The organism is Nocardia iowensis, assembly GCF_019222765.1.
Lineage (GTDB): Bacteria > Actinomycetota > Actinomycetes > Mycobacteriales > Mycobacteriaceae > Nocardia > Nocardia iowensis.
On record NZ_CP078145.1, the window covers coordinates 1,504,990 to 1,525,274 of the forward strand.

Genomic DNA, 20,285 nt, shown 5'->3' on the forward strand with positions numbered 1-20,285 from the left:
TGCTCTCTCGACGTGATGGATCCGCGGGACGTAACTGGGTTGCGGACGGTTCCGGCGCAGTGCCCACTAGAGGTGTACACCCGCCAAGACCATAGGATAGAGACTCGTGACTCCAGCTGACCTTGCAGATCTCCTTCGTGCCACTGCCGCGAAGGTGCTTGTCGAACGTGGATTGGACCCCGCTGTCCTCCCCGACGAGGTCACTGTCGAGCGCCCTCGCAACCCGGAACATGGTGACTATGCCACGAATGTGGCGATGAAGGTGGCGAAAAAGGCGGGAACGAATCCGCGCGAGCTGGCGACCTGGCTCGCCGAGGCGCTGGATGCGGCCGACGAGGTGTCCTCCGCCGAGGTGGCCGGGCCCGGTTTCCTGAACATCCGGCTGGCCGCGTCCGCGCAGGGCGCCATTCTCGAACAGGTGCTCGCCGCCGGTACTGCCTATGGCACCTCGGAGGCGCTGAAGGGCACCCGGATCAATCTGGAGTTCGTGTCGGCCAACCCGACCGGGCCGGTTCATCTCGGCGGTACCCGGTGGGCGTCGGTCGGTGACGCGCTCGGCCGGATTCTGGCCGCGCAGGGCGCCGACGTGGTGCGCGAGTACTACTTCAACGATCACGGCGCGCAGATCGACCGGTTCGCCAGGTCGCTGGTCGCGGCGGCCACCGGAGCGCCGACGCCGGACGACGGCTACGCGGGCGCCTACATCGGCGAGATCGCGGGCACCATTGTGGCCGCGCATCCGGACGCGGTGGCACTGCCGGAGGACGAGCGGCTGGAGCTGTTCCGCGCCGAGGGTGTCGAGCTGATGTTCGCGCAGATCCGGCAGTCGCTGCACGAGTTCGGCACGGACTTCGACGTGTACTTCAACGAGAGCTCGCTGTTCCAGTCCGGTGCGGTGGACGCGGCCGTTGCGAAGCTGAAGAATTCCGGCGACCTGTATGAGAAGGACGGCGCGTGGTGGATCGCGAGCTCCGAATACGGTGACGATCAGGACCGCGTCGTCATCAAGAGCGACGGCAAACCGGCCTACGTCGCGGGTGATATCGCCTATTTCCAGGACAAGCGGGCGCGCGGTTTCGACCTGTGTATCTACATGCTCGGCGCCGACCATCACGGCTACATCGGCCGGTTGAAGGCGATCGCGTCGGTCTCCGGCGACGATCCGGCCACGGTCGAGGTGTTGATCGGGCAGATGGTGAATCTGCTCAAAGATGGTGTCGCCGTGAAGATGAGCAAGCGGGCGGGTACCGTGGTGACCCTCGACGACTTGGTGGAGGCCATCGGCGTCGACGCGTCGCGGTATTCCTTGGTGCGCTCGTCGGTGAATTCGAGCATCGATATCGACCTGAGCATCTGGACCAGTCAAAGTAACGAGAATCCCGTTTACTACGTGCAATACGCGCACGCCAGGACCGCGTCGATCGCTCGCAATGCCGCCGAGTTCGAATACGACAAGGTAACCCCGGATCTCGCGCTGCTCGCTTCCGACGAAGAGGGCGAACTCATTCGCACCCTCGGTGAGTATCCCCGGGTGGTGAGCAGCGCCGCGGTCCTGCGTGAGCCGCATCGGGTGGCCCGCTACCTGGAGGAACTGGCCGGCGCCTACCACCGCTTCCAGACCAACAAGAACCTGCGCGTGCTTCCCCTCGGGGACGAGCCCGTAAGCCCGACCAACGCCGCACGCCTGGTGCTGGTCAACGCGACCCGTCAGGTCCTCGCGAACGGCCTCGCCCTGCTCGGCGTCAGTGCGCCGGAGCGCATGTGAACGGGCACAAGGACTTTCAGACGAGCGCCAGGAAGGAACGACTATTATGAGTGCCCATCCGGCCGGACCTCGCCATGCCGAGATTCCGCACGCGCCGAGCCTGGCGGAGCGCCCGCGTGAGGCCAGGCAGATGATCGATCTGCCCGAAAATGTGTGGCCGCGCAACGCATCCCGCGATGCCGACGGCGTGGTGCGGCTGGCCGGCGTGCCGGTGCACGAGCTGGCGGCCGAATTCGGCACCCCGCTGTTCGTGGTCGATGAGGACGACTTCCGTTCGCGCTGCCGCGATATGGTGCGCGCGTTCGGCCCGAACGCCCGAGTTCACTACGCCTCCAAGGCCTTCCTGTGCGGTGAGATCGCGCGCTGGATTCGCGACGAGGGGCTTTCGCTGGACGTGTGTTCCGGCGGCGAACTCGCGGTCGCCCTGCATGCGGGCTTCCCGGCGGAGCGAATTGCTTTGCACGGCAACAACAAATCCGCGACCGAGCTGGAATCCGCGGTCGCCGCCGGTGTCGGCCACGTGGTCGTCGACTCGTTGATCGAGATCGAACGGCTGGAGGCCATCGCGGGTCGCGCCGGTGTGGTGCAGGACGTGCTGGTGCGCGTCACTGTGGGCGTGGAAGCCCATACCCACGAATACATTTCGACCGCGCACGAGGATCAGAAGTTCGGCTTCTCGATCGCCGGTGGCGACGCTATGGAGGCGCTCGCCCGCGTCTTCGACGCCGACAACCTGCGCCTGGTCGGCCTGCACAGCCATATCGGGTCGCAGATCTTCGAGATCGACGGCTTCGAGATCGCCGCGCGCCGCATGCTGCGGCTGCTGCACGACGCCATCGAGAAGTTCGGCGTCGAGCGCACCGCGCAGATCTCGACGCTCGACCTCGGTGGCGGACTTGGCATTTCGTACCTGCCGAGCGACGATCCGCCGCCGCTGGACGACTTCGCCGCGAAGGTATGCGACCTGGTCGCCGCCGAGGCGGCGAGTATCGGCCTGCCGCAGCCGAAGATCGCGGTGGAGCCGGGCCGGGCCATCGCCGGGCCTGGCACCGTCACCCTGTACGAGGTCGGCACCACCAAGGACGTTTCGCTCGACGGCGGCCTGCGCAGGCGCTACATCAGCGTCGACGGCGGCATGAGCGACAACATCCGGCCGGCGCTGTACCAGGCGGACTACGACTGCCGTCTGGTCTCCCGATCGTCCGAGGCCGCGCCGGTGGTCGCGCGGGTCGTCGGAAAGCATTGCGAGAGTGGCGATATCGTCATCCGCGACACCTGGATGCCCGCCGATGTCGGGCCCGGCGATCTCGTCGCCGTCGCCGCGACCGGTGCGTATTGCTACTCGATGTCCAGCCGATACAACCAGCTGACCCGCCCTGCGGTGGTCGCGGTGCGTGACGGACAACCGCGACTCATTCTGCGCCGAGAAACGGTGGCGGACTTGCTCAGCCTGGAGGTGGATTCATGACCGATCCCGCGAAGAACGGTACCTGGGGGAGGGATCAGCCTATTGGGGTTGCGGTCCTCGGCATGGGCAATGTCGGCACGGAGGTCGTGCGGATTCTGCGCGAGCACACCGAAGACCTGCGGTCCCGCGTCGGCGCGCCGGTTGTGCTGCGCGGGGTCGCCGTCCGCAATCTGAACAACGACCGAGGGCTCCCGGCGCACCTGCTGACCACCGACGCCGACGCCCTGGTCGCCCGGGACGACGTCGATATCGTGGTCGAGGTGATCGGCGGCATCGATCCGCCGCGCCGGTTGATCCTGGCCGCACTGAACGCGGGCAAATCCGTGGTGACCGCGAACAAGGCGCTGCTCGCCGATTACACCGGCGAACTCGCCGCGGCCGCCGAACGCAACCGCGCCGACCTTTACTTCGAGGCAGCGGTCGCGGGCGCCATCCCGGTGGTCCGCCCCCTCATCCAGTCGCTGGCCGGTGACCGGGTCAACCGGGTGGTCGGCATCGTCAACGGCACCACCAACTTCATCCTCTCCGCGATGGACGAGACCGGCGCCGATTACGAGGTCACCCTGAAGGAGGCCACCCGCCTCGGCTACGCGGAGGCCGACCCGACCGCCGATGTGGAGGGCTACGACGCCGCCGCCAAGGCCGCCATCCTGGCTTCGCTCGCGTTCCACACCCGGGTGACCGCCGCCGACGTGTACCGCGAGGGCATCTCCAAGATCAGCTCCGAGGACCTGGAGACCGCGTCCGCGCTGAACTGCACGGTCAAGCTGCTCGCCATCTGCGAGCGGGTGGCCGCGGGCCCAGGTGAGCCGGGACCCGACGAAGGCGGCAAGGAGCGCGTCTCCGTGCGCGTCTACCCGGCGCTGGTGCCGCGCAAGCACCCGTTGGCCGCGGTGAGTGGCGCATTCAACGCCGTCGTCGTCGAGGCGGAGAACGCCGGACGGCTGATGTTCTACGGACAGGGCGCGGGCGGAGCGCCGACCGCTTCCGCCGTGCTCGGCGATCTGGTGATGGCCGCGCGCAACAAGTTCTACGGTGGCCGCGCTCCCGGCGAATCGGTTTATGCTGAGCTACCGATCGCGCCGATCGGCGATACACCCACCCGCTATCACGTGAACCTGCAGGTGGCAGACCGTCCCGGGGTCCTGGCCGCGGTGGCGGGCGAATTCGCCAAGCACGGGGTGAGCATTTCGACCGTCCGCCAAGAGGGGCACGGCACGGGTGCTCGCTTGGTCGTGGTTACCCACCACGCCGTGGAGTCGGCGCTCGCGGACACCGTCGCCGCCCTGGCGGAAATGGAATCCGTCACATCTATCACCAGCGTTTTGCGATTGGAAGGCACCGAAGAATGAACACGTCCCGGGGACGGCAGACGGCGGAGCCGGCGGGGTGGGTGAGCGCTGGCGTCGCACCGCAGGCGGGAGTGCACTCCCGCTGGCCAGGTCTGATCGCGGCCTACCGCGATCGGATCGCGGGCGCGGCCGATTGGGAGCCGGTCACCCTGTTCGAGGGTGGTACGCCGCTGGTGCCCGCACCGCACCTGTCCGAGCTGACCGGGTGTGAGGTATATCTCAAGGTCGAGGGTCTCAACCCGACCGGGTCGTTCAAGGACCGCGGCATGACCGTCGCGATCACCGACGCCAAGTACCAGGGTCAGCAGGCGGTGCTGTGTGCTTCGACCGGCAACACCTCGGCATCCGCCGCGGCCTACGCCACCCGCGCGGGTATGACCTGTGCCGTGCTGATCCCGCAGGGCAAGATCGCGATGGGCAAGCTGGCCCAGGCGGTCATGCTGGGCGCCAAGATCATTCAGGTGGACGGCAACTTCGACGACTGCCTGGAGCTGGCGCGCAAGGTCACCTCGGACTTTCCCAGCATCGGCCTGGTGAACTCGGTGAATCCGGCCCGCATCGAGGGGCAGAAGACCGCGTCGTTCGAGATCTGCGACGTGCTCGGCAAGGCTCCCGACGTGCACGCGCTGCCGGTGGGCAACGCTGGCAACATCACCGCGTACTGGCGCGGCTACCGCGAGTACTACGCCGACGGCGTCACCACTCAGCTGCCCCGCATGCTCGGTGTGCAGGCCGCGGGTGCCGCGCCGCTGGTCAACGGCGCTCCGGTGAGCAACCCGGAGACCATCGCGACGGCCATCCGGATCGGCGCGCCCGCGTCCTGGAACGCCGCTGTGGCGGCCAAGGAGGAGTCAGGTGGTGCGTTCCGCGCCGCCACCGACGACGAGATCCTGGAGGCATACCGCCTGGTCGCGGCGCGGGAGGGCGTGTTCGTCGAGCCCGCGTCGGCGGCCAGCGTCGCCGGTTTGCTCGCCGCACGCAAGGAGGGTTGGCTCGATTCCGGCCTCACCGTCGTGTGCACCGTCACCGGCAACGGACTCAAGGATCCCGACACCGCCTTGCTGGGAATGCCGCAGGTGCAGGCGATTCCGGTCGACCCGGTCGCGGTCGCCGCCGAACTAGAGCTGGCCTGAGTTGAATTCGCGCGAAGGCCAGCTATATGCCGGGGCTCAGCCAGCTGCTGCAGCACAGCGTGCACGCGGCGCGAAGATGAGTCGCACGCTGCCCGCGGGTCTTTCGGTGACCGCGCGGGTGCCCGCGTCCAGCGCGAATCTCGGGCCCGGGTTCGATTCGCTCGGCATGGCGCTGGGGATCTACGACGAGATCGAGGTACGCACTACCGATTCCGGACTCAACATCCGGGTCGAAGGTGAGGGCGCGGACGATGTGCCATGGGGCCCTTCGCATCTCGTGGTACGCGCGATCGAGCGCGGACTGGAGTCGGCGGGCGTTTGGGCCGACGGCCTCGAAGTGGTGTGCCGCAACGTGATTCCGCATTCGCGCGGACTCGGCTCCTCGGCCTCGGCGGTGGTCGGCGGGCTCGCCGCCGGCTGTGCCCTCGCCGCCGAGTTCGATCCGGCGCTGGCCGCATCCACCGACCAATTAGTGCAGCTCGCAGCCGAATTCGAGGGTCATCCGGACAACGCGGCGGCCAGCGTGCTCGGCGGCATCGTGGTGTCCTGGACCGAGACCGACCGGGCCGCCGACATCGGCCAGGACGGGGTTCCGGTGGCCGAGCATCACGGCCGGGTCTATCGCGCCGTCCGGCTAGCGGCGCATCCCTCGCTGCGGCCCGTGGTGCTCATCCCGGATGTGCGCTCGGCCACCGCGCACACCAGGGGTTTGTTGCCCGAGGTCGTGCCGCACGGCGATGCCGCGTTCAACGTCAGCCGGGCCGCGCTGGCAGTGGTGGCGCTGACCCAGCGTCCCGACCTGCTGATGCCCGCGACGGCGGACCGGCTGCACCAGGCGCAGCGCGCGCCCGCGCTACCGCTGACCACCACCTGGATTTCCCGGCTGCGAGCGGCGGGTATCGCGGCCACCGTCTCGGGGGCTGGCCCGACCGTGCTTGCCCTTGGTACCTGCGAATTTCCCGCAGAATTACGTGAACTCGCGGCGTTGGACGGCTTGCGGGTAGTCGAACCAGGGTTGGCCGATGGAGTCCTGATCGACTGACGGCGCGTCTGGCTTGCCGAGATTCACAATGGGCAGCTATCCTGAGCGAGTCCGTACATCGTGCGCATCAGACGCCGGTGCTTCATCAGGGCAATCGCTCCAGCAGGCTCCAGGCTCGAGCCTCCAGGCCATGGGGGTGCTGCGTAGCTGCGCAACTGGAATGATCTCTCCCACCTCACACCACCGGTGGCGAAGCGGACGGACGCATCCGAGTCCGGCAGAATGCCCGGACTGCGGGACGAACCCTCGAAACAGCACACGGCAATCGGGGGAAGGAAAGGATTTCCGTGACAGATACGGACCTGCTCGCCACACCCGGGGTGGAATCCAACCCAACATCTCCGGGCGACAGCGAAAGTGACTCCGGACAGATTTCGAAGATGAGCGAACAAACCGACGTCGCACGATCGGGGCTGACTGGAATGTTGTTGCCGCAGTTGCGCGCGCTCGCGGGGGAGCTCGGTATCCGAGGCACCTCCGGAATGCGCAAAGGCGATTTGATCGCCGCAATCAAGGAAAATCAGGCCGGTAAACCGGCCAAGGGTGAAAAGCCCGAAGGGGGACAGGCCAAGTCCGCGGTTTCCGCCAAGGCCGACACACCCGCTAATGCGGAAGCTCAGGCCACCGCGTCTGCACCCGCTCGGGCAGAGCAGGGGACCCTCGATGTAGCTCCCGCCCCGGCGAAGGAAACTCCGGTTGCCGAAGCCGCGGCTCCGGCAAAGGAATCCGCTCCGGTGAACTCGGCCCCGGCCGAGGCCACACCGTCCACCGCGCCCGAATCCACCGAGGATTCCGGCCGGGAGAGCGGTCAGCGTGGGCGTGGTCGGCAGCGGCGCGGCCGTGACCAGGCGCGATCCGGCGGCGGCGAGACCGCGTCGGCCGATGCGCGTGGTGACGAGCCGAAGCAGGACACCGAGCAGGGCGAGCGGCGCCGCGAGCGCAATCAGTCGGGCGAGCGGAACCAGTCCGAGCGCACTCAGACGAACGAGCGCACGCAGTCCGGTGAGCGCAATCAGGGCGAGCGCACGCAGTCCGGTGAGCGTGGCCAGTCGGGTGAGCGTCAGTCGAGTGACCGTGGTCAGTCGGGTGAGCGCAACAACCAGAACGGCAACGGCGGCGGAAACGCCGGCGGTGGCCGCAACGACCGCAACAACACCCGCGGTGACGACGACGAAGAAGGCGGTCGCGGCCGGCGGGGACGCCGATTCCGTGAGCGTCGTCGTGGTCGCGACCGTGAGCCGGGTAGCGGTGGCGGCGAGGCGCGCGAGCTGGAGATCCGCGAAGACGACGTGCTCCAGCCGGTCGCGGGCATCCTCGACGTGCTGGACAACTACGCCTTCGTCCGGACCTCGGGCTACCTGGCCGGACCGAACGACGTCTACGTCTCGATGAACCTGGTCCGCAAGAACGGCCTGCGCCGCGGTGACGCGATCACCGGTGCGGTGCGCGCCCCGCGCGACGGCGAGCAGAGCAACCAGCGGCAGAAGTTCGATCCGCTGGTGCGTCTCGACACGGTCAACGGTGGTGAGGTCGAGGCGGCCAAGCGGCGCCCCGAGTTCAGCAAGCTCACCCCGCTGTACCCGAACCAGCGACTGCGCCTGGAAACTCAGCCCAACAAGCTGACGACCCGCGTCATCGACCTGATCATGCCGATCGGTAAGGGCCAGCGCGCCCTGATCGTCTCGCCGCCGAAGGCCGGTAAGACGACGATCATGCAGGACATCGCCAACGCCATCGCCATCAACAACCCCGAGGTCTACCTCATGGTTGTGCTGGTCGACGAGCGGCCGGAAGAGGTCACCGACATGCAGCGTTCGGTGAAGGGTGAGGTCATCGCCTCGACCTTCGACCGTCCGCCGTCAGACCACACCTCGGTCGCCGAACTCGCCATCGAGCGGGCCAAGCGGCTGGTGGAAATGGGCAAAGACGTTGTGGTGCTGCTCGACTCGATCACTCGACTGGGTCGCGCGTACAACAACTCCTCGCCCGCTTCGGGTCGAATCCTTTCCGGTGGTGTCGATTCCACCGCGCTGTACCCGCCCAAGCGGTTCCTCGGCGCGGCCCGCAACATCGAGAACGGTGGCTCGCTCACCATCATCGCCACCGCCATGGTGGAGACCGGTTCGACCGGTGACACGGTGATCTTCGAGGAATTCAAGGGTACCGGCAACGCGGAGCTCAAGCTGGACCGCAAGATCGCGGAACGGCGCGTGTTCCCCGCGGTGGACGTCAACCCGTCCGGCACTCGTAAGGACGAGCTACTGCTCAACCCCGACGAGGCGGCGGTGCTGCACAAGCTGCGCCGCGTATTGTCCGGCCTGGACTCGCACCAGGCGATCGATCTGCTGATCGACCGCCTGAAGAAATCCAAGAACAACCTCGAGTTCCTGATGCAGGTGAGCAAGACCGCGCCTGGCGCACTGGACGAGTAAGTTCGCAAACTGTTCCGCCGAAAGGGCCTCGCGTTCGCGGGGCCCTTTCGGCGTCCGCGGGCTGAAGAACATCAGGCTGTCCCGCCTCTCCGCGTATTCAGGCCAGACTCGGGTGCCGCGACGGTGGCGTTGGCGGCCGACGGTAAGTGCTCGTCGGAGTTCTGGGCGTACCCGGCGAGTTACCCATGTGCTCGCGAAATCAGTTGATGCGCTGGCCTCTGCCGAGAGGGCTCCGGACGAGCGGGGCCCTCTCGGCGTCTGCGGGCTGAAGAACATCAGCCCGATGATGGCCGCGCCGCCGATCAGGAAACTCAGAATGATCGCCGAGGTCGTCACCGCACTCCCCTCCGGGGCGGTGCTCGAGGCCTCGAAGAACCCGGTGGTCTCCGGGGCGGCCGTGGTCGTGGTGTCCGGCAGGGCGCACCAGCCGCCCACGACAGCGAGAATCAGCAGACCGAAGACCGCGGAAGCGATTCGGGTGCTCATAACTTCTCCTCTCTCTGTCACGGGCACGCCACTGTGCATTGGTCTCCAACTCTATGAACGAAGCTGTTCGCATTCCTGAGTAGCGGACTACCCGACTTCAGGGTTCCTGAGACAGCGGGGATGCGCGTGCCCGGACTTCCTGGGGCGGTGCCGATAGGGGGAGTACCTGGGGCGGGAACAAACCGCGCGCAGGGGGCGTTTTGGGAGCGTAAGGACTGTTCTGGCATACTGAACGGTCGTTGCGTCTGCTCTCTTAGAGCAGACCTCCCGCCTAAGTCGGTTCCGGTTCACGTTCCCGCGATTCCCGTGCGAGCGACCCGGCGACCAATATCGAGAGGACACCCATGAAGGCAGGAATCCACCCGACGTATGTCGACACCACGGTCGTCTGTGGTTGCGGCAATACGTTCCAGACTCGCAGCACCAAGGAGTCGGGACACATCAACGTCGAGGTCTGCTCGCAGTGCCACCCGTTCTACACCGGCAAGCAGAAGATCCTCGACACCGGCGGCCGCGTGGCCCGCTTCGAGGCCCGCTACGGCAAGCGTGCCGGCAAGAAGGCGGACGCGGACGAAACCGCAGCCAAGTAGCTTCCTCGCCGACGCCCGGTCCTGCTCAGCAGGCCGGGCGTCGGTGTTTTCTATGGGGCCCCTGCGACAGGAAAAACAGGAAGAGGAAGCACCGTGACGCAACCGTCCGCGATCGACGACATTCTGGCCGAGCACGCGGGCCTGGAAACGCAGCTGTCCGATCCGGCGCTGCACAACGATCCGGGCGCCGCGCGCCGGGTCGGCAAGCGGTTCGCCGAACTCGCGCCGATCATGGCCGCCTACACCAAACTGAAGTCCGCCCGCGACGACCTCGCCGCCGCGCGGGAACTCGCCGCCGACGACGCGACTTTCGCCGCCGAGGTTCCCGAGTTGGAACGCCAGGTCGCCGAGCTGGAGCAGACCCTCGCGGACCTGCTCGCCCCGCGCGACCCGCACGACGGCGACGATGTAGTGCTCGAGGTGAAATCCGGTGAGGGCGGCGAGGAATCGGCGCTGTTCGCCGCCGATCTGGCGCGCATGTACATCCGGTACGCCGAACGGCACGGCTGGAAGGTAGAGATGCTGGACTACACCTTCTCGGAGCTGGGTGGGTACAAGGAAGCGACGCTGTCGATCAAGAGCCGCGACGCCGCGCGCGACGGTGTGTGGTCGCGATTCAAATTCGAAGGTGGCGTGCACCGGGTGCAGCGGGTGCCGGTCACCGAGTCGCAGGGCCGCATCCACACCTCGGCCGCCGGTGTTCTCATCTACCCGGAACCCGACGAGGTGGAGGCGGTGCAGATCGACGAAAGCGACCTGCGCATCGACGTCTACCGTTCCTCCGGCAAGGGCGGGCAGGGCGTCAACACCACCGACTCCGCCGTCCGCCTCACCCACCTGCCCTCCGGCATCGTGGTGACCTGCCAGAACGAGCGCTCGCAGCTGCAGAACAAGGCCCGCGCCATGCAGGTGCTCGCCGCCCGGCTGCAAGCACTCGCCGAGGAGCAGGCCGATCAGGAAGCGGCGGCGGGCCGGGCCAGCCAGATCCGCACCGTCGACCGATCCGAACGCATCCGCACCTACAACTTCCCGGAGAACCGGATCGCCGACCACCGCATCGGCTTCAAGGCGCACAACCTGGACGCCGTACTGGACGGCGACATGGACGCGCTGCTGGACGCCCTCGGCAAGGCGGACCGCGAAGCGCGAATGGCCGCGGAATAAGCGACAGTCCGGCAGAGTCGAGGCCATGTCCATGACCCGCGTAGCGCTGCGCCCCGCCATCAACGCCGCCGTCGAGACGTTACGGGCGGCCGGGGTGCACAGTCCGCAGGCCGATGCCGAGCACCTGGCCGCGCATGTGCTCGGTGTCGAGCGCACCCGGCTGGCGCTGACCCCGCTCGTTGCCCCGGACACACTGACCGAGTATCGCGCGCTGGTCGATCGGCGTGCGCAGCGAATTCCGTTGCAGCACTTGACCGGAACCGCGGCGATGGGCGATATCGACCTCGCGGTCGGGCCCGGTGTCTTCGTGCCGCGGCCGGAAACGGAGCTGCTGTTCGCGTGGGCCCTGGCACAACTCGAAGCGCTGCCGCACGATCACAGCCCGATCGTGGTCGACCTGTGCACCGGCTCTGGTGCGCTGGCTCTGGCCATCGCGCACGCGCGACCCGACGCCGACGTCCATGCTGTCGAAATCGATGCCGCGGCACTGCGATGGGCCCGCCGCAACGCCGACCGGTGCATCGCCGACGGCGACACCCCCATCACCCTGCACGCCGACGACGTCACCGATCCGAACCTGCTGAGCGAGCTCACCGGACGCGTCGACCTGGTGGTGGCCAACCCGCCCTACATCCCCGAGGACGCGAAGCTGGATCCCGAAGTCGCCGACCACGACCCGCATCTAGCTCTGTTCGGCGGCGCCGACGGCCTCGACGTGATCCGCGGCATGATCCCCACCATCACCCGTCTGCTCCGCACCGGCGGCGCCACCGCCATCGAACACGACGACGCCAACGGCTCGGACCTCGCCGCTCTGCTGGGCAAACAAGGCGATTTCACCGACATCGTCGAACACCCCGACCTCGCGGGCAAGCCCCGCTTCGTCGCCGCAATCCGATCTTGACCCGGCGGTGCTGCCCGGATTGCGGCATTTCCCATGACCACCGGCCAGGGGATGATGGTCTCGGCGGATGCCCGTGACAGGATGGGGGCCGTGAGTACCGTCTACGACTGCGCGGATCCCGACACGCGCGCCGCCGGACTGACCGCAGCCACCAGCGCCCTGAAATCCGGGCGGCTCGTCGTGCTGCCCACCGACACGCTGTACGGCCTGGCCGCCGACGCCTTCGATTCCACCGCAGTGGGCTTGCTGCTCGCCGCCAAGCGCCGTGGTCGCGACATGCCGGTGCCGGTTCTGGTCGGTTCCTGGCACACCATCGACGGCTTGGTCTTCTCGGTGCGCCCGCAGGCGCGCGAGCTGATCCGGGCGTTCTGGCCCGGCGGTCTGAGTCTCGTTGTGCAGCAAGCACCTTCGCTCGCCTGGGATCTCGGCGACACGCGTGGCACGGTGATGCTCCGGATGCCGCTGCATCCGGTCGCGCTGGAACTGCTGCGCGAGGTCGGCCCGCTGGCGGTCTCCAGCGCCAATATCTCCGGTCAACCGCCCGCCAAGATCGCCGCCGAAGCCCGCGACCAGCTGGGCGAGCTCGTCGACGTCTACCTGGACGGCGGCCCCGCCGCACAGGCCGTCGCCTCCACCATCGTCGACCTGACCGCCGACCAGCCGCGCATCCTGCGCGAGGGCGCGGTGCCCATCGGCGATATCGCCGACGTCCTCGGAATGTCGCCGGAGGCGCTGAGCAGCGCCTCCACCCGATGATCGCTGGGTGCCGCGGATGACCGGTTCGGGCGCAGTCGTCCCCCTACGGGAATTACTGCTCGTACTGCTCATTTCCGCGGTCGTGACGTTCCTGGCCACCGGCGGAATCCGGGTGCTCGCCATCGGATTCGGCGCCGTTGCGGTGCCGCGCGAGCGTGATGTGCACGTCAAGCCGATTCCCCGCATGGGCGGCGTCGGCATCTATATCGGCGTGGTGGCGGCGATGCTGTTCGCGCACCAACTTCCCGCGCTGCGCCGTGGATTCGACTACAGCCCGAACATTCCGGCCGCGGTGCTGGTGGCCAGCACGATCATTGTGCTGGTCGGCATCGTCGACGATCGCTGGGGACTGGACGCGCTCACGAAATTCGCCGGACAGGTGACGGCGGCGGGCGTGATGGCCGTGATGGGTTTGAGCTGGTACAGCATTTACAACCCGTTCAACAACACCACGGTATTTCTGGACGCGCTGCAAGGCGGTTTGATCACGGTGGCGGTCACCGTAACCCTGGTCAACGCGATGAATTTCGTAGACGGGCTCGATGGGCTCGCGGCCGGGTTGGGTTTGATCGCGGCGATCGCGGTATTCGTGTTCGCGCTCGGCTTGATGAACGAACAGGGCGGCTCGGTCGACACCTATCCGCCCGCATTGCTTGCCGCCGCGTTGGCCGGTGCCTGTCTCGGTTTTCTTCCGCACAACTTCCAGCCCGCGCGGATATTCATGGGCGATTCCGGCTCGATGTTGATCGGCCTGGTGCTCGCCGCGGTATCGACCAGTGCGTCCGGGCGCATTCCGCTGCAGGGTTTCGGGCCGCGGGACATCGTCGGCCTGCTGTCGCCGCTGTTGCTGGTGGGTGCGGTGATGTTCATTCCGGTGCTCGACTTGGTGCTGGCGATCTTGCGGCGGGTCCGGGCCGGTGTGAGCTTCTCCACTCCGGACAAGATGCACCTGCACCACAGGCTGCTGCAGATCGGGCATTCGCATCGGCGCGTGGTGCTGCTCATCTACTTGTGGGTCGGCATCCTCGCGTTCGGCGCGGTCGGCAGCGCGCTGATGGACCGCACGCTGGTCGTCCTACTGATGGCGGGCGGGCTGATCTTCGCGCTCGTCGTGACGGCCGTTCCGGGGCTGCGCCGTGGGGAGGCGGCGGAGGACCGGCCGACGTCCGGGTAAGGTTCGCAGACGTGAGCTTTACTCCCACCCCGGTCCCCGGTCCCGACGCCCCGCTCAAGGCGGCGCTGCGCTACGGCCTGATCGGACTCGGCGTGCTGGTGGTGCTGTCCGTCGCGATCGGCGCCATCGCGGCGGGCATGCCCGGCCTGTGGGGCGCGCTGATCGGCTCGGCCATCGGCGGTGGCTTCATCCTGACCACCGCGGCCGTGGTGCTGTACGGCGCGAAGTTGCCGCCGTCCACCGCGGGGATGGTCATGCTGGCCAGCTGGGTGGGCAAAATGCTGGTGGCGCTTTTGGTCATAGCGATACTGAATCAATTCGACTTTTATGACCGAATGGTCCTTTTCCTTACCGTGATCGGCGCCCTGGTCATCGTGCTCGGGGCCGAGACGTACGGCGTTGTCCGCCAGCGGGTTCCGTACGTGACGGTGCCCGATGCGGATCCGGAATCCCCTGCTCGGGAAGATTGATCCCACCCACCTACACGCTGTCGTAGATAACTTGGTAAAGTGTTGGTAAGCAAGCAACCAAACGAGGGGGGATCGCCAAGATCCCTCCGAGTGCCGCTATGCTTACTGCCGTGCCGGGCTCTGAGGGTTCCGGTTCTGCATGTCGACGATGTCGCCGACACACGTACAGACGCCAGGTGGAATCAAAACCCGCCGCACAGCTGCTGACGAACTTCGAGCCGACCTGAGTCGACCCAAATTGATCGTCAATGTCCGATCGAACCGCGGGATCAACCGAACCCACGGCCCGAACACGGGAGAGAACGCTGAGCGTCACCACTTTGGCGGGCGAGTTCCACGCGCCATCGCTGTCCGACTTCTTCCCTCCAGCGCTGCTGTTCGAGGGTACGCCGTTCGAAATCGATCGTTTGATGGGTATCCGGCTCTTGATGACGGCGGTTCTGGTCATCGTGATGCTCCTCGCATTTCGGAATCCCCGCATCATCCCGCGCGGGCTGCAGAACGTCGCCGAAACCGGTCTCGTCTTCGTCAAGGAACAAATTTCCGACGAAGTATTGGGTAAGGAATCCGGCCGCAAGTTCTTCCCGCTCATCGCGACGGTCTTCTTCACGGTCCTCTTTCTGAACTTCTCCGGCATCATTCCCGGGTTGAACATCTCGTCGAACGCCCGAATCGGCATGCCGCTGGTGCTGGCCGCTGTGGCGTACATCGCCTTCAACTACGTGGGTATCAAGAAGTACGGATTCCTCAAGTACATGCGCAGCAGCATCGTGGTGCCGAATGTGCCGCCCGCGCTGCATCTGCTGCTGATTCCCATCGAGTTCCTCTCGACGTTCATCCTGCGTCCGTTCACGCTGATGGTCCGACTCATGGCGAACATGCTGGCCGGACATATCATGTTGGTGTTGTTCTTCAGCGCTACCTGGTTCTTCCTGTTCGACGCCGTGGCATGGATGAAGGTGTTCTCGCCGTTCTCGTTGGCGGCAGGCCTCGGGTTCACCCTCTTCGAGATGTTGGTCATCTTCCTGCAGGCCTATGTGTTTGCGCTGTTGACCGCCGTTTACATCGGACTCGCGCAAAACGCGGATTCACACTGACCTGCCTGATTACCTACCGGAAAACCTGCTACACCTCGCCGACCGGCGGGTGTGCAACAGAAAGGGAATGGAAGACTCATGAGCCTCGCGTACCTGGCCCAGGAAGCCGCAACCACCTCTGAGAAGGTCAAGGGATACGGCGCCATCGGCTTCGGTCTGGCGGCTATCGGCCCCGGCATCGGCGTCGGCATCGTCGTCGGCAAGGCCATCGAAGGCATCGCCCGTCAGCCTGAGCTGCAGGGCCAGATCCGGACCACCATGTTCCTCGGCATCGCGTTCACTGAGGCGCTTGCCCTGATCGGCCTCGTCGCCGGCTTCATCTTCTGATTCCGATGAACGAGTTCTCTGTTCTCGCAGCGGAAAGCGGAGAGGATGTGAATCCTCTTATCCCCGAGACGTACGACATCGTTTGGTCGATCGTCTGCGTCGCGATCATCGCGGTCCTCTTCTACAAGTACGTGATCCCGCGTCTGATGAAGACGCTCGACGAGCGCACCGACAAGATCGAAGGCGGCATCAAGCGCGCCGAGATCGCCCAGGAAGAGGCCCAGCTCACGCTGCAGCAGTATCAGCAGCAGCTGGCCGAAGCCCGGCTAGAGGCCGCACGCATCCGTGAGGAAGCGCGCACCCAGGGCCAGCAGATCCTCGCGCAGATGCGCGCGGACGCGCAGGCCGAAAGTGACCGCATCGTCGCCGCGGGCCACAGCCAGCTGGAAGCACAGCGCCAGCAGATCCTGACCGAACTGCGCACCGAACTCGGCCATACCGCCGTAGATTTGGCCGAAAAGATTATCGGGCAGTCGGTTTCGGACGAAGCTAAGCAGGCGGCGTCGATCGAGCGGTTCCTGACCGAGCTCGACGACGAGTCGAAAGCCGGCATCGGGGTCGGAAGGTAGCGACGCGAAAGTGAGAAGCATGTACGCAGCGAGCCGCGAGGCCTGCGCCCGGTCTCGGGAGGCGCTCAGGGCCGCTCTGACCGGAAGCGACAGTGTCGCGGCCACGACGGGGTCCGAACTGTTCGCCGTTGTCGCCGTGCTGGACGACCAGCGTTCGCTGCGTGTTGCGCTCGCGGACGTGTCGGTGCCCGGTTCGGTACGGGCCGAGCTCAGTGAGCGGGTCTTCGGCGGCAAGGTCAGCCCGGCCACGCAGGCCGTGCTGACCACCGCGGTGGCCCAGGACTGGTCCCGGACCGCCGACCTGGTCGACACCCTGGTGTTGCTCGGGCAGGAGGCGTTGCTGGAGTCGGCGGCCGATAGTGGCCGCCTCGACGCGGTCGAGGACGAGCTGTTCCGGCTCGGTCGGATCATCAGCGACAACCCCGAGCTGGAGCAGGCACTTTCCGATCGGACGAAGCCGGCCGAGGCCAAGCGGGAACTGATCGAGCGCCTGCTCACCGGCAAGACCGAATCCATCACACTCACCCTGGCTGAGCAGGTGGTGACCAGGCAGAAGACGGCCGTCGGGGTGGCATTCGACGAACTGTCCGACCTGGCCGCGGCCCGTCGCGACCAGATCGTGGCGCACGTGCGCGCGGCGATCGAACTGTCGGCGCAGCAGCGCGAGCGGCTCGCCGCTTCGTTGCATCGCATCTACGGCAAGCCGGTCCAGGTGCACGTGCAGGTCGACCCGAGTCTGCTGAGCGGGCTCGTCGTACACGTCGGCGACGACGTGATCGACGGCAGCGCCATCGGCCGACTGGAACGGCTGCGTCGGTCTCTGACCTGACCCCCAACCCCCCGACATTCGACACAGCGAGAGCAGGAAGAACATGGCGGAGCTGACGATCTCCTCCGACGAGATCCGTAGCGCGATCGAGAGCTACACGCAGAGCTACACCCCGGAAACCTCCATCGAGGAAGTCGGTGTTGTCACCGACACCAGCGACGGCATCGCGCATGTCAGCGGTCTGCCGTCGGCGATGGCCAACGAATTGCTCGAGTTCCCGGGTGGCGTGCTCGGCGTGGCGCTGAACCTCGAGGACCGCTCGATCGGTGCGGTCATCCTCGGTGAGTACGCCGACCTCGAAGAGGGCCAGCAGGTCCGCCGGACCGGCGACGTGCTCTCGGTTCCGGTCGGCGACAACTTCCTCGGCCGCGTGGTCGACCCGCTCGGTCACCCGATCGACGGCCTCGGCGAGATCGAGTCCGACGAGCGCCGCGTGCTCGAGCTGCAGGCCGCGTCCGTGCTGGAGCGTCAGCCGGTCGAGGAACCGCTGGCCACCGGCATCACCGCCATCGACGCGCTCACCGCGATCGGCCGTGGCCAGCGTCAGCTGATCATCGGCGACCGCAAGACCGGCAAGACCGCGGTCTGCATCGACGCGATCCTGGCGCAGAAGGCGAACTGGGACTCGGGCGACCCGGCCAAGCAGGTGCGCTGCATCTACGTGGCCATCGGTCAGAAGGGTTCCACCATCGCGGGCGTCAAGTCCGCGCTGGAGGCCCGCGGTGCGCTGGAGTACACCACCATCGTCGCCGCCCCCGCGTCCGACTCCGCCGGCTTCAAATGGCTTGCGCCGTACACCGGTTCGGCCATCGGTCAGCACTGGATGTACCAGGGCAAGCACGTCCTCATCGTGTTCGACGACCTGACCAAGCAGGCCGAGGCCTACCGCGCCATCTCGCTGCTGCTGCGCCGCCCGCCGGGCCGCGAGGCCTACCCGGGTGACGTCTTCTACCTGCACTCGCGGCTGCTGGAGCGTTGCGCCAAGCTCTCCGACGAGATGGGCGCCGGCTCGATGACCGGTCTGCCGATCATCGAGACCAAGGCCAACGACATCTCGGCGTTCATCCCGACCAACGTCATCTCGATCACCGACGGTCAGGTCTTCCTCGAGTCCGACCTGTTCAACAAGGGCGTCCGTCCGGCGATCAACGTCGGTACCTCGGTCTCCCGTGTCGGTGGCGCCGCCCAGACCAAGGGCATGAAGAAGGTCGCCGGTTCGCTGCGTCTGGAAATGGCGCAGTTCCGCGAGCTGGAGGCGTTCTCCGCCTTCGCGTCCGACCTCGATGCCGCGTCGCTGGCGCAGCTCGAGCGCGGTGCCCGCTGGGTCGAGCTGCTCAAGCAGGACCAGTACTCGCCGGTCCCGGTCGAGGACCAGATCGTCTCGATCTACCTGGTCGATGCCGGTTACTTCGACTCGGTTCCGGTCGGCGACATCCGTCGCTTCACCAAGGAACTGCTGGAAGACCTGCACCGGTCCGCGGCCGACGCCTTCAAGTCGATCGAGGGCGGCAAGGTGCTCCAGGACGAGGCGGCCGATCAGATCAAGGCGGCCACCGACAAATTCAAGCAGGGCTTCCTCGCCTCCGACGGCAGCCGTGTGGTGAACGAGGCCGAGGCGGCCGATCTCGAGCACGAAGAGGTCGAGACGCTGTCGGTCACCCGCAAGCACGTCGAGAAGTGACCCAGGTTCGGGACTGATGCGAGCTATTCGTTCAATGCAAACGAATGAAGGGAGTGTGAACCGCTGATGGCAAGTTTGCGTGAATTGCGCTCCCGCATTCGTGGTGTGAATTCGATCAAGAAGATCACCAAGGCCCAGGAGCTGATCGCGACCTCGCGAATCTCCAAGGCGCAGGCCAGGGTCGCGGCCGCCAAGCCGTACGCCGAGGAGATCACCAAGGTCCTCGGCGAGTTGGCGAACGCGTCGCAGAACCTGACCCACCCGCTGCTGACCGAGCGCGCCGACCCGCGCCGGGCAGCGGTGCTGGTGATCACCAGTGACAGCGGCATGGCCGGTGGCTACAACTCGAACGTGCTCAAGCGCGCCGAAGAGTTGATGCATACCCTGCGTGGCGAGGGCAAAGAGCCGGTGATCTACGTGATGGGCAGCAAGGGCATCACGTACTACACCTTCCGCAACCGCCCGCTGGTCGCCGCGTGGTCCGGGTTCTCGCAGCAGCCGAAGTACAGCGACGCCTCGGAAGCCTGCCACCACCTGGTGGACGCCTTCATGGCAGGCGCCGACGGCGAGGTGCCCGCTCCGGACGGATCGGGCAACATCGCCGGCGTCGACGAGCTGCACATCGTGTACACGCGGTTCGTGTCGATGTTGACGCAGACACCGGAGGTGCGCCGATTGGCGCCGATCCAGGTGAGCTACGTCGACGAGAACTTCGACATGGGTGAGGACTTCGTGTCCGATTCGCCGACGGCGGATGTGCACGCGCAGTACGAGTTCGAGCCCGACGCCGATGTGCTGCTGGCGGCCCTGCTGCCGAAGTACATCAACACGCGTATCTACTCATCGTTGCTCGAGGCAGCGGCATCCGAGTCCGCGGCTCGGCGCACCGCAATGAAGGCAGCCACCGACAATGCCAACGACCTGGCGAATGTTCTTTCCAGGCAGGCGAACTCGGTGCGGCAGGCCCAGATCACGCAGGAAATCAGTGAGATTGTCGGCGGCGTAAACGCCCTGGCTTCGAGCTCGGACCGCGACTAAGCGCAGGA

19 protein-coding genes are annotated in these 20,285 nt (G+C 66.5%); all 19 read left to right on the forward strand.

Annotated elements, in window-relative coordinates:
• Positions 1–106: 106 nt before the first annotated feature.
• The 19 genes from argS to KV110_RS06840 all read left to right on the forward strand — a co-directional run bounded on the left by argS (position 107) and on the right by KV110_RS06840 (position 20,277).
• Positions 107–1,765: an arginine--tRNA ligase gene (gene argS, locus KV110_RS06750; RefSeq protein WP_218474375.1), complete on the forward strand. Its 1,659-nt coding sequence runs from the start codon at positions 107–109 to the stop codon at positions 1,763–1,765.
• A 46-nt stretch (positions 1,766–1,811) separates the two neighbouring features.
• Positions 1,812–3,233: a diaminopimelate decarboxylase gene (lysA, locus tag KV110_RS06755; protein WP_218474377.1), complete on the forward strand. Its 1,422-nt coding sequence runs from the start codon at positions 1,812–1,814 to the stop codon at positions 3,231–3,233.
• Positions 3,230–4,585, forward strand: coding sequence for a homoserine dehydrogenase (locus KV110_RS06760; RefSeq protein ID WP_218474380.1), 1,356 nt, complete (start codon positions 3,230–3,232; stop codon positions 4,583–4,585). Before lysA ends, KV110_RS06760 begins: the two co-directional genes overlap by 4 nt.
• Before the next feature lie 71 nt (positions 4,586–4,656).
• The gene (thrC, locus tag KV110_RS06765) at positions 4,657–5,718 is read left to right on the forward strand and encodes a threonine synthase (protein ID WP_218478223.1); all 1,062 of its coding nucleotides are present in this window, start codon (positions 4,657–4,659) and stop codon (positions 5,716–5,718) included.
• Positions 5,719–5,794: 76 nt separating this feature from the next.
• A complete protein-coding gene (gene thrB / locus KV110_RS06770; RefSeq protein ID WP_218474382.1) occupies positions 5,795–6,760 on the forward strand; it encodes a homoserine kinase in 966 nt (321 codons plus the stop codon).
• Positions 6,761–7,047: 287 nt separating this feature from the next.
• A complete protein-coding gene (gene rho, locus KV110_RS06775) occupies positions 7,048–9,192 on the forward strand; it encodes a transcription termination factor Rho (RefSeq protein ID WP_218474383.1) in 2,145 nt (714 codons plus the stop codon).
• Between the two features lie 187 nt (positions 9,193–9,379).
• Entirely contained in the window at positions 9,380–9,757 is a 378-nt protein-coding gene (locus KV110_RS06780; protein ID WP_218474385.1) for a hypothetical protein, read from the forward strand.
• Between the two features lie 265 nt (positions 9,758–10,022).
• The gene (gene rpmE / locus KV110_RS06785; protein ID WP_218474387.1) at positions 10,023–10,268 is read left to right on the forward strand and encodes a 50S ribosomal protein L31; all 246 of its coding nucleotides are present in this window, start codon (positions 10,023–10,025) and stop codon (positions 10,266–10,268) included.
• A 93-nt stretch (positions 10,269–10,361) separates the two neighbouring features.
• Positions 10,362–11,432: a peptide chain release factor 1 gene (gene prfA / locus KV110_RS06790; protein ID WP_218474389.1), complete on the forward strand. Its 1,071-nt coding sequence runs from the start codon at positions 10,362–10,364 to the stop codon at positions 11,430–11,432.
• 31 nt (positions 11,433–11,463) lie between these two features.
• Positions 11,464–12,336: a peptide chain release factor N(5)-glutamine methyltransferase gene (gene prmC / locus KV110_RS06795; protein WP_218478224.1), complete on the forward strand. Its 873-nt coding sequence runs from the start codon at positions 11,464–11,466 to the stop codon at positions 12,334–12,336.
• Positions 12,337–12,426: 90 nt separating this feature from the next.
• On the forward strand, positions 12,427–13,092 hold the full coding sequence (locus KV110_RS06800) for an L-threonylcarbamoyladenylate synthase (protein WP_218474391.1): 666 nt from the start codon (positions 12,427–12,429) through the stop codon (positions 13,090–13,092).
• A 16-nt stretch (positions 13,093–13,108) separates the two neighbouring features.
• Positions 13,109–14,266, forward strand: coding sequence for an MraY family glycosyltransferase (locus KV110_RS06805; RefSeq protein WP_218474392.1), 1,158 nt, complete (start codon positions 13,109–13,111; stop codon positions 14,264–14,266).
• 11 nt (positions 14,267–14,277) lie between these two features.
• Positions 14,278–14,736, forward strand: coding sequence for a Cg1360 family ATP-synthase-associated protein (locus tag KV110_RS06810; RefSeq protein ID WP_218474394.1), 459 nt, complete (start codon positions 14,278–14,280; stop codon positions 14,734–14,736).
• 248 nt (positions 14,737–14,984) lie between these two features.
• Positions 14,985–15,833, forward strand: coding sequence for a F0F1 ATP synthase subunit A (gene atpB, locus KV110_RS06815; RefSeq protein WP_218474396.1), 849 nt, complete (start codon positions 14,985–14,987; stop codon positions 15,831–15,833).
• 78 nt (positions 15,834–15,911) lie between these two features.
• Complete coding sequence (locus tag KV110_RS06820) at positions 15,912–16,160, forward strand: ATP synthase F0 subunit C (RefSeq protein WP_107654446.1); 249 nt, start codon at positions 15,912–15,914, stop codon at positions 16,158–16,160.
• A gap of 5 nt (positions 16,161–16,165) precedes the next feature.
• Positions 16,166–16,729 carry a F0F1 ATP synthase subunit B gene (locus KV110_RS06825; RefSeq protein WP_107654447.1) on the forward strand — a complete coding sequence of 188 codons (564 nt, stop codon included), beginning with the start codon at positions 16,166–16,168 and terminating at the stop codon, positions 16,727–16,729.
• A 19-nt stretch (positions 16,730–16,748) separates the two neighbouring features.
• Complete coding sequence (locus KV110_RS06830; protein ID WP_218474398.1) at positions 16,749–17,558, forward strand: F0F1 ATP synthase subunit delta; 810 nt, start codon at positions 16,749–16,751, stop codon at positions 17,556–17,558.
• Between the two features lie 43 nt (positions 17,559–17,601).
• A complete protein-coding gene (gene atpA, locus KV110_RS06835; RefSeq protein WP_218474399.1) occupies positions 17,602–19,239 on the forward strand; it encodes a F0F1 ATP synthase subunit alpha in 1,638 nt (545 codons plus the stop codon).
• A 66-nt stretch (positions 19,240–19,305) separates the two neighbouring features.
• Entirely contained in the window at positions 19,306–20,277 is a 972-nt protein-coding gene (locus KV110_RS06840; protein ID WP_218474401.1) for a F0F1 ATP synthase subunit gamma, read from the forward strand.
• The last annotated feature ends 8 nt before the right edge of the window (positions 20,278–20,285 follow it).

Coding starts and splice junctions, on each gene's coding strand:
- lysA (WP_218474377.1), top strand. CDS start 1,812: ATGAGTGCCCATCCGGCCGGACCTCGCCATGCCGAGATTCCGCACGCG.
- KV110_RS06760 (WP_218474380.1), top strand. CDS start 3,230: ATGACCGATCCCGCGAAGAACGGTACCTGGGGGAGGGATCAGCCTATT.
- thrB (WP_218474382.1), top strand. CDS start 5,795: ATGAGTCGCACGCTGCCCGCGGGTCTTTCGGTGACCGCGCGGGTGCCC.
- rpmE (WP_218474387.1), top strand. CDS start 10,023: ATGAAGGCAGGAATCCACCCGACGTATGTCGACACCACGGTCGTCTGT.
- prmC (WP_218478224.1), top strand. CDS start 11,464: ATGACCCGCGTAGCGCTGCGCCCCGCCATCAACGCCGCCGTCGAGACG.
- KV110_RS06805 (WP_218474392.1), top strand. CDS start 13,109: ATGACCGGTTCGGGCGCAGTCGTCCCCCTACGGGAATTACTGCTCGTA.
- atpB (WP_218474396.1), top strand. CDS start 14,985: ATGTCCGATCGAACCGCGGGATCAACCGAACCCACGGCCCGAACACGG.
- KV110_RS06820 (WP_107654446.1), top strand. CDS start 15,912: ATGAGCCTCGCGTACCTGGCCCAGGAAGCCGCAACCACCTCTGAGAAG.
- KV110_RS06825 (WP_107654447.1), top strand. CDS start 16,166: ATGAACGAGTTCTCTGTTCTCGCAGCGGAAAGCGGAGAGGATGTGAAT.
- KV110_RS06830 (WP_218474398.1), top strand. CDS start 16,749: ATGTACGCAGCGAGCCGCGAGGCCTGCGCCCGGTCTCGGGAGGCGCTC.
- atpA (WP_218474399.1), top strand. CDS start 17,602: ATGGCGGAGCTGACGATCTCCTCCGACGAGATCCGTAGCGCGATCGAG.
- KV110_RS06840 (WP_218474401.1), top strand. CDS start 19,306: ATGGCAAGTTTGCGTGAATTGCGCTCCCGCATTCGTGGTGTGAATTCG.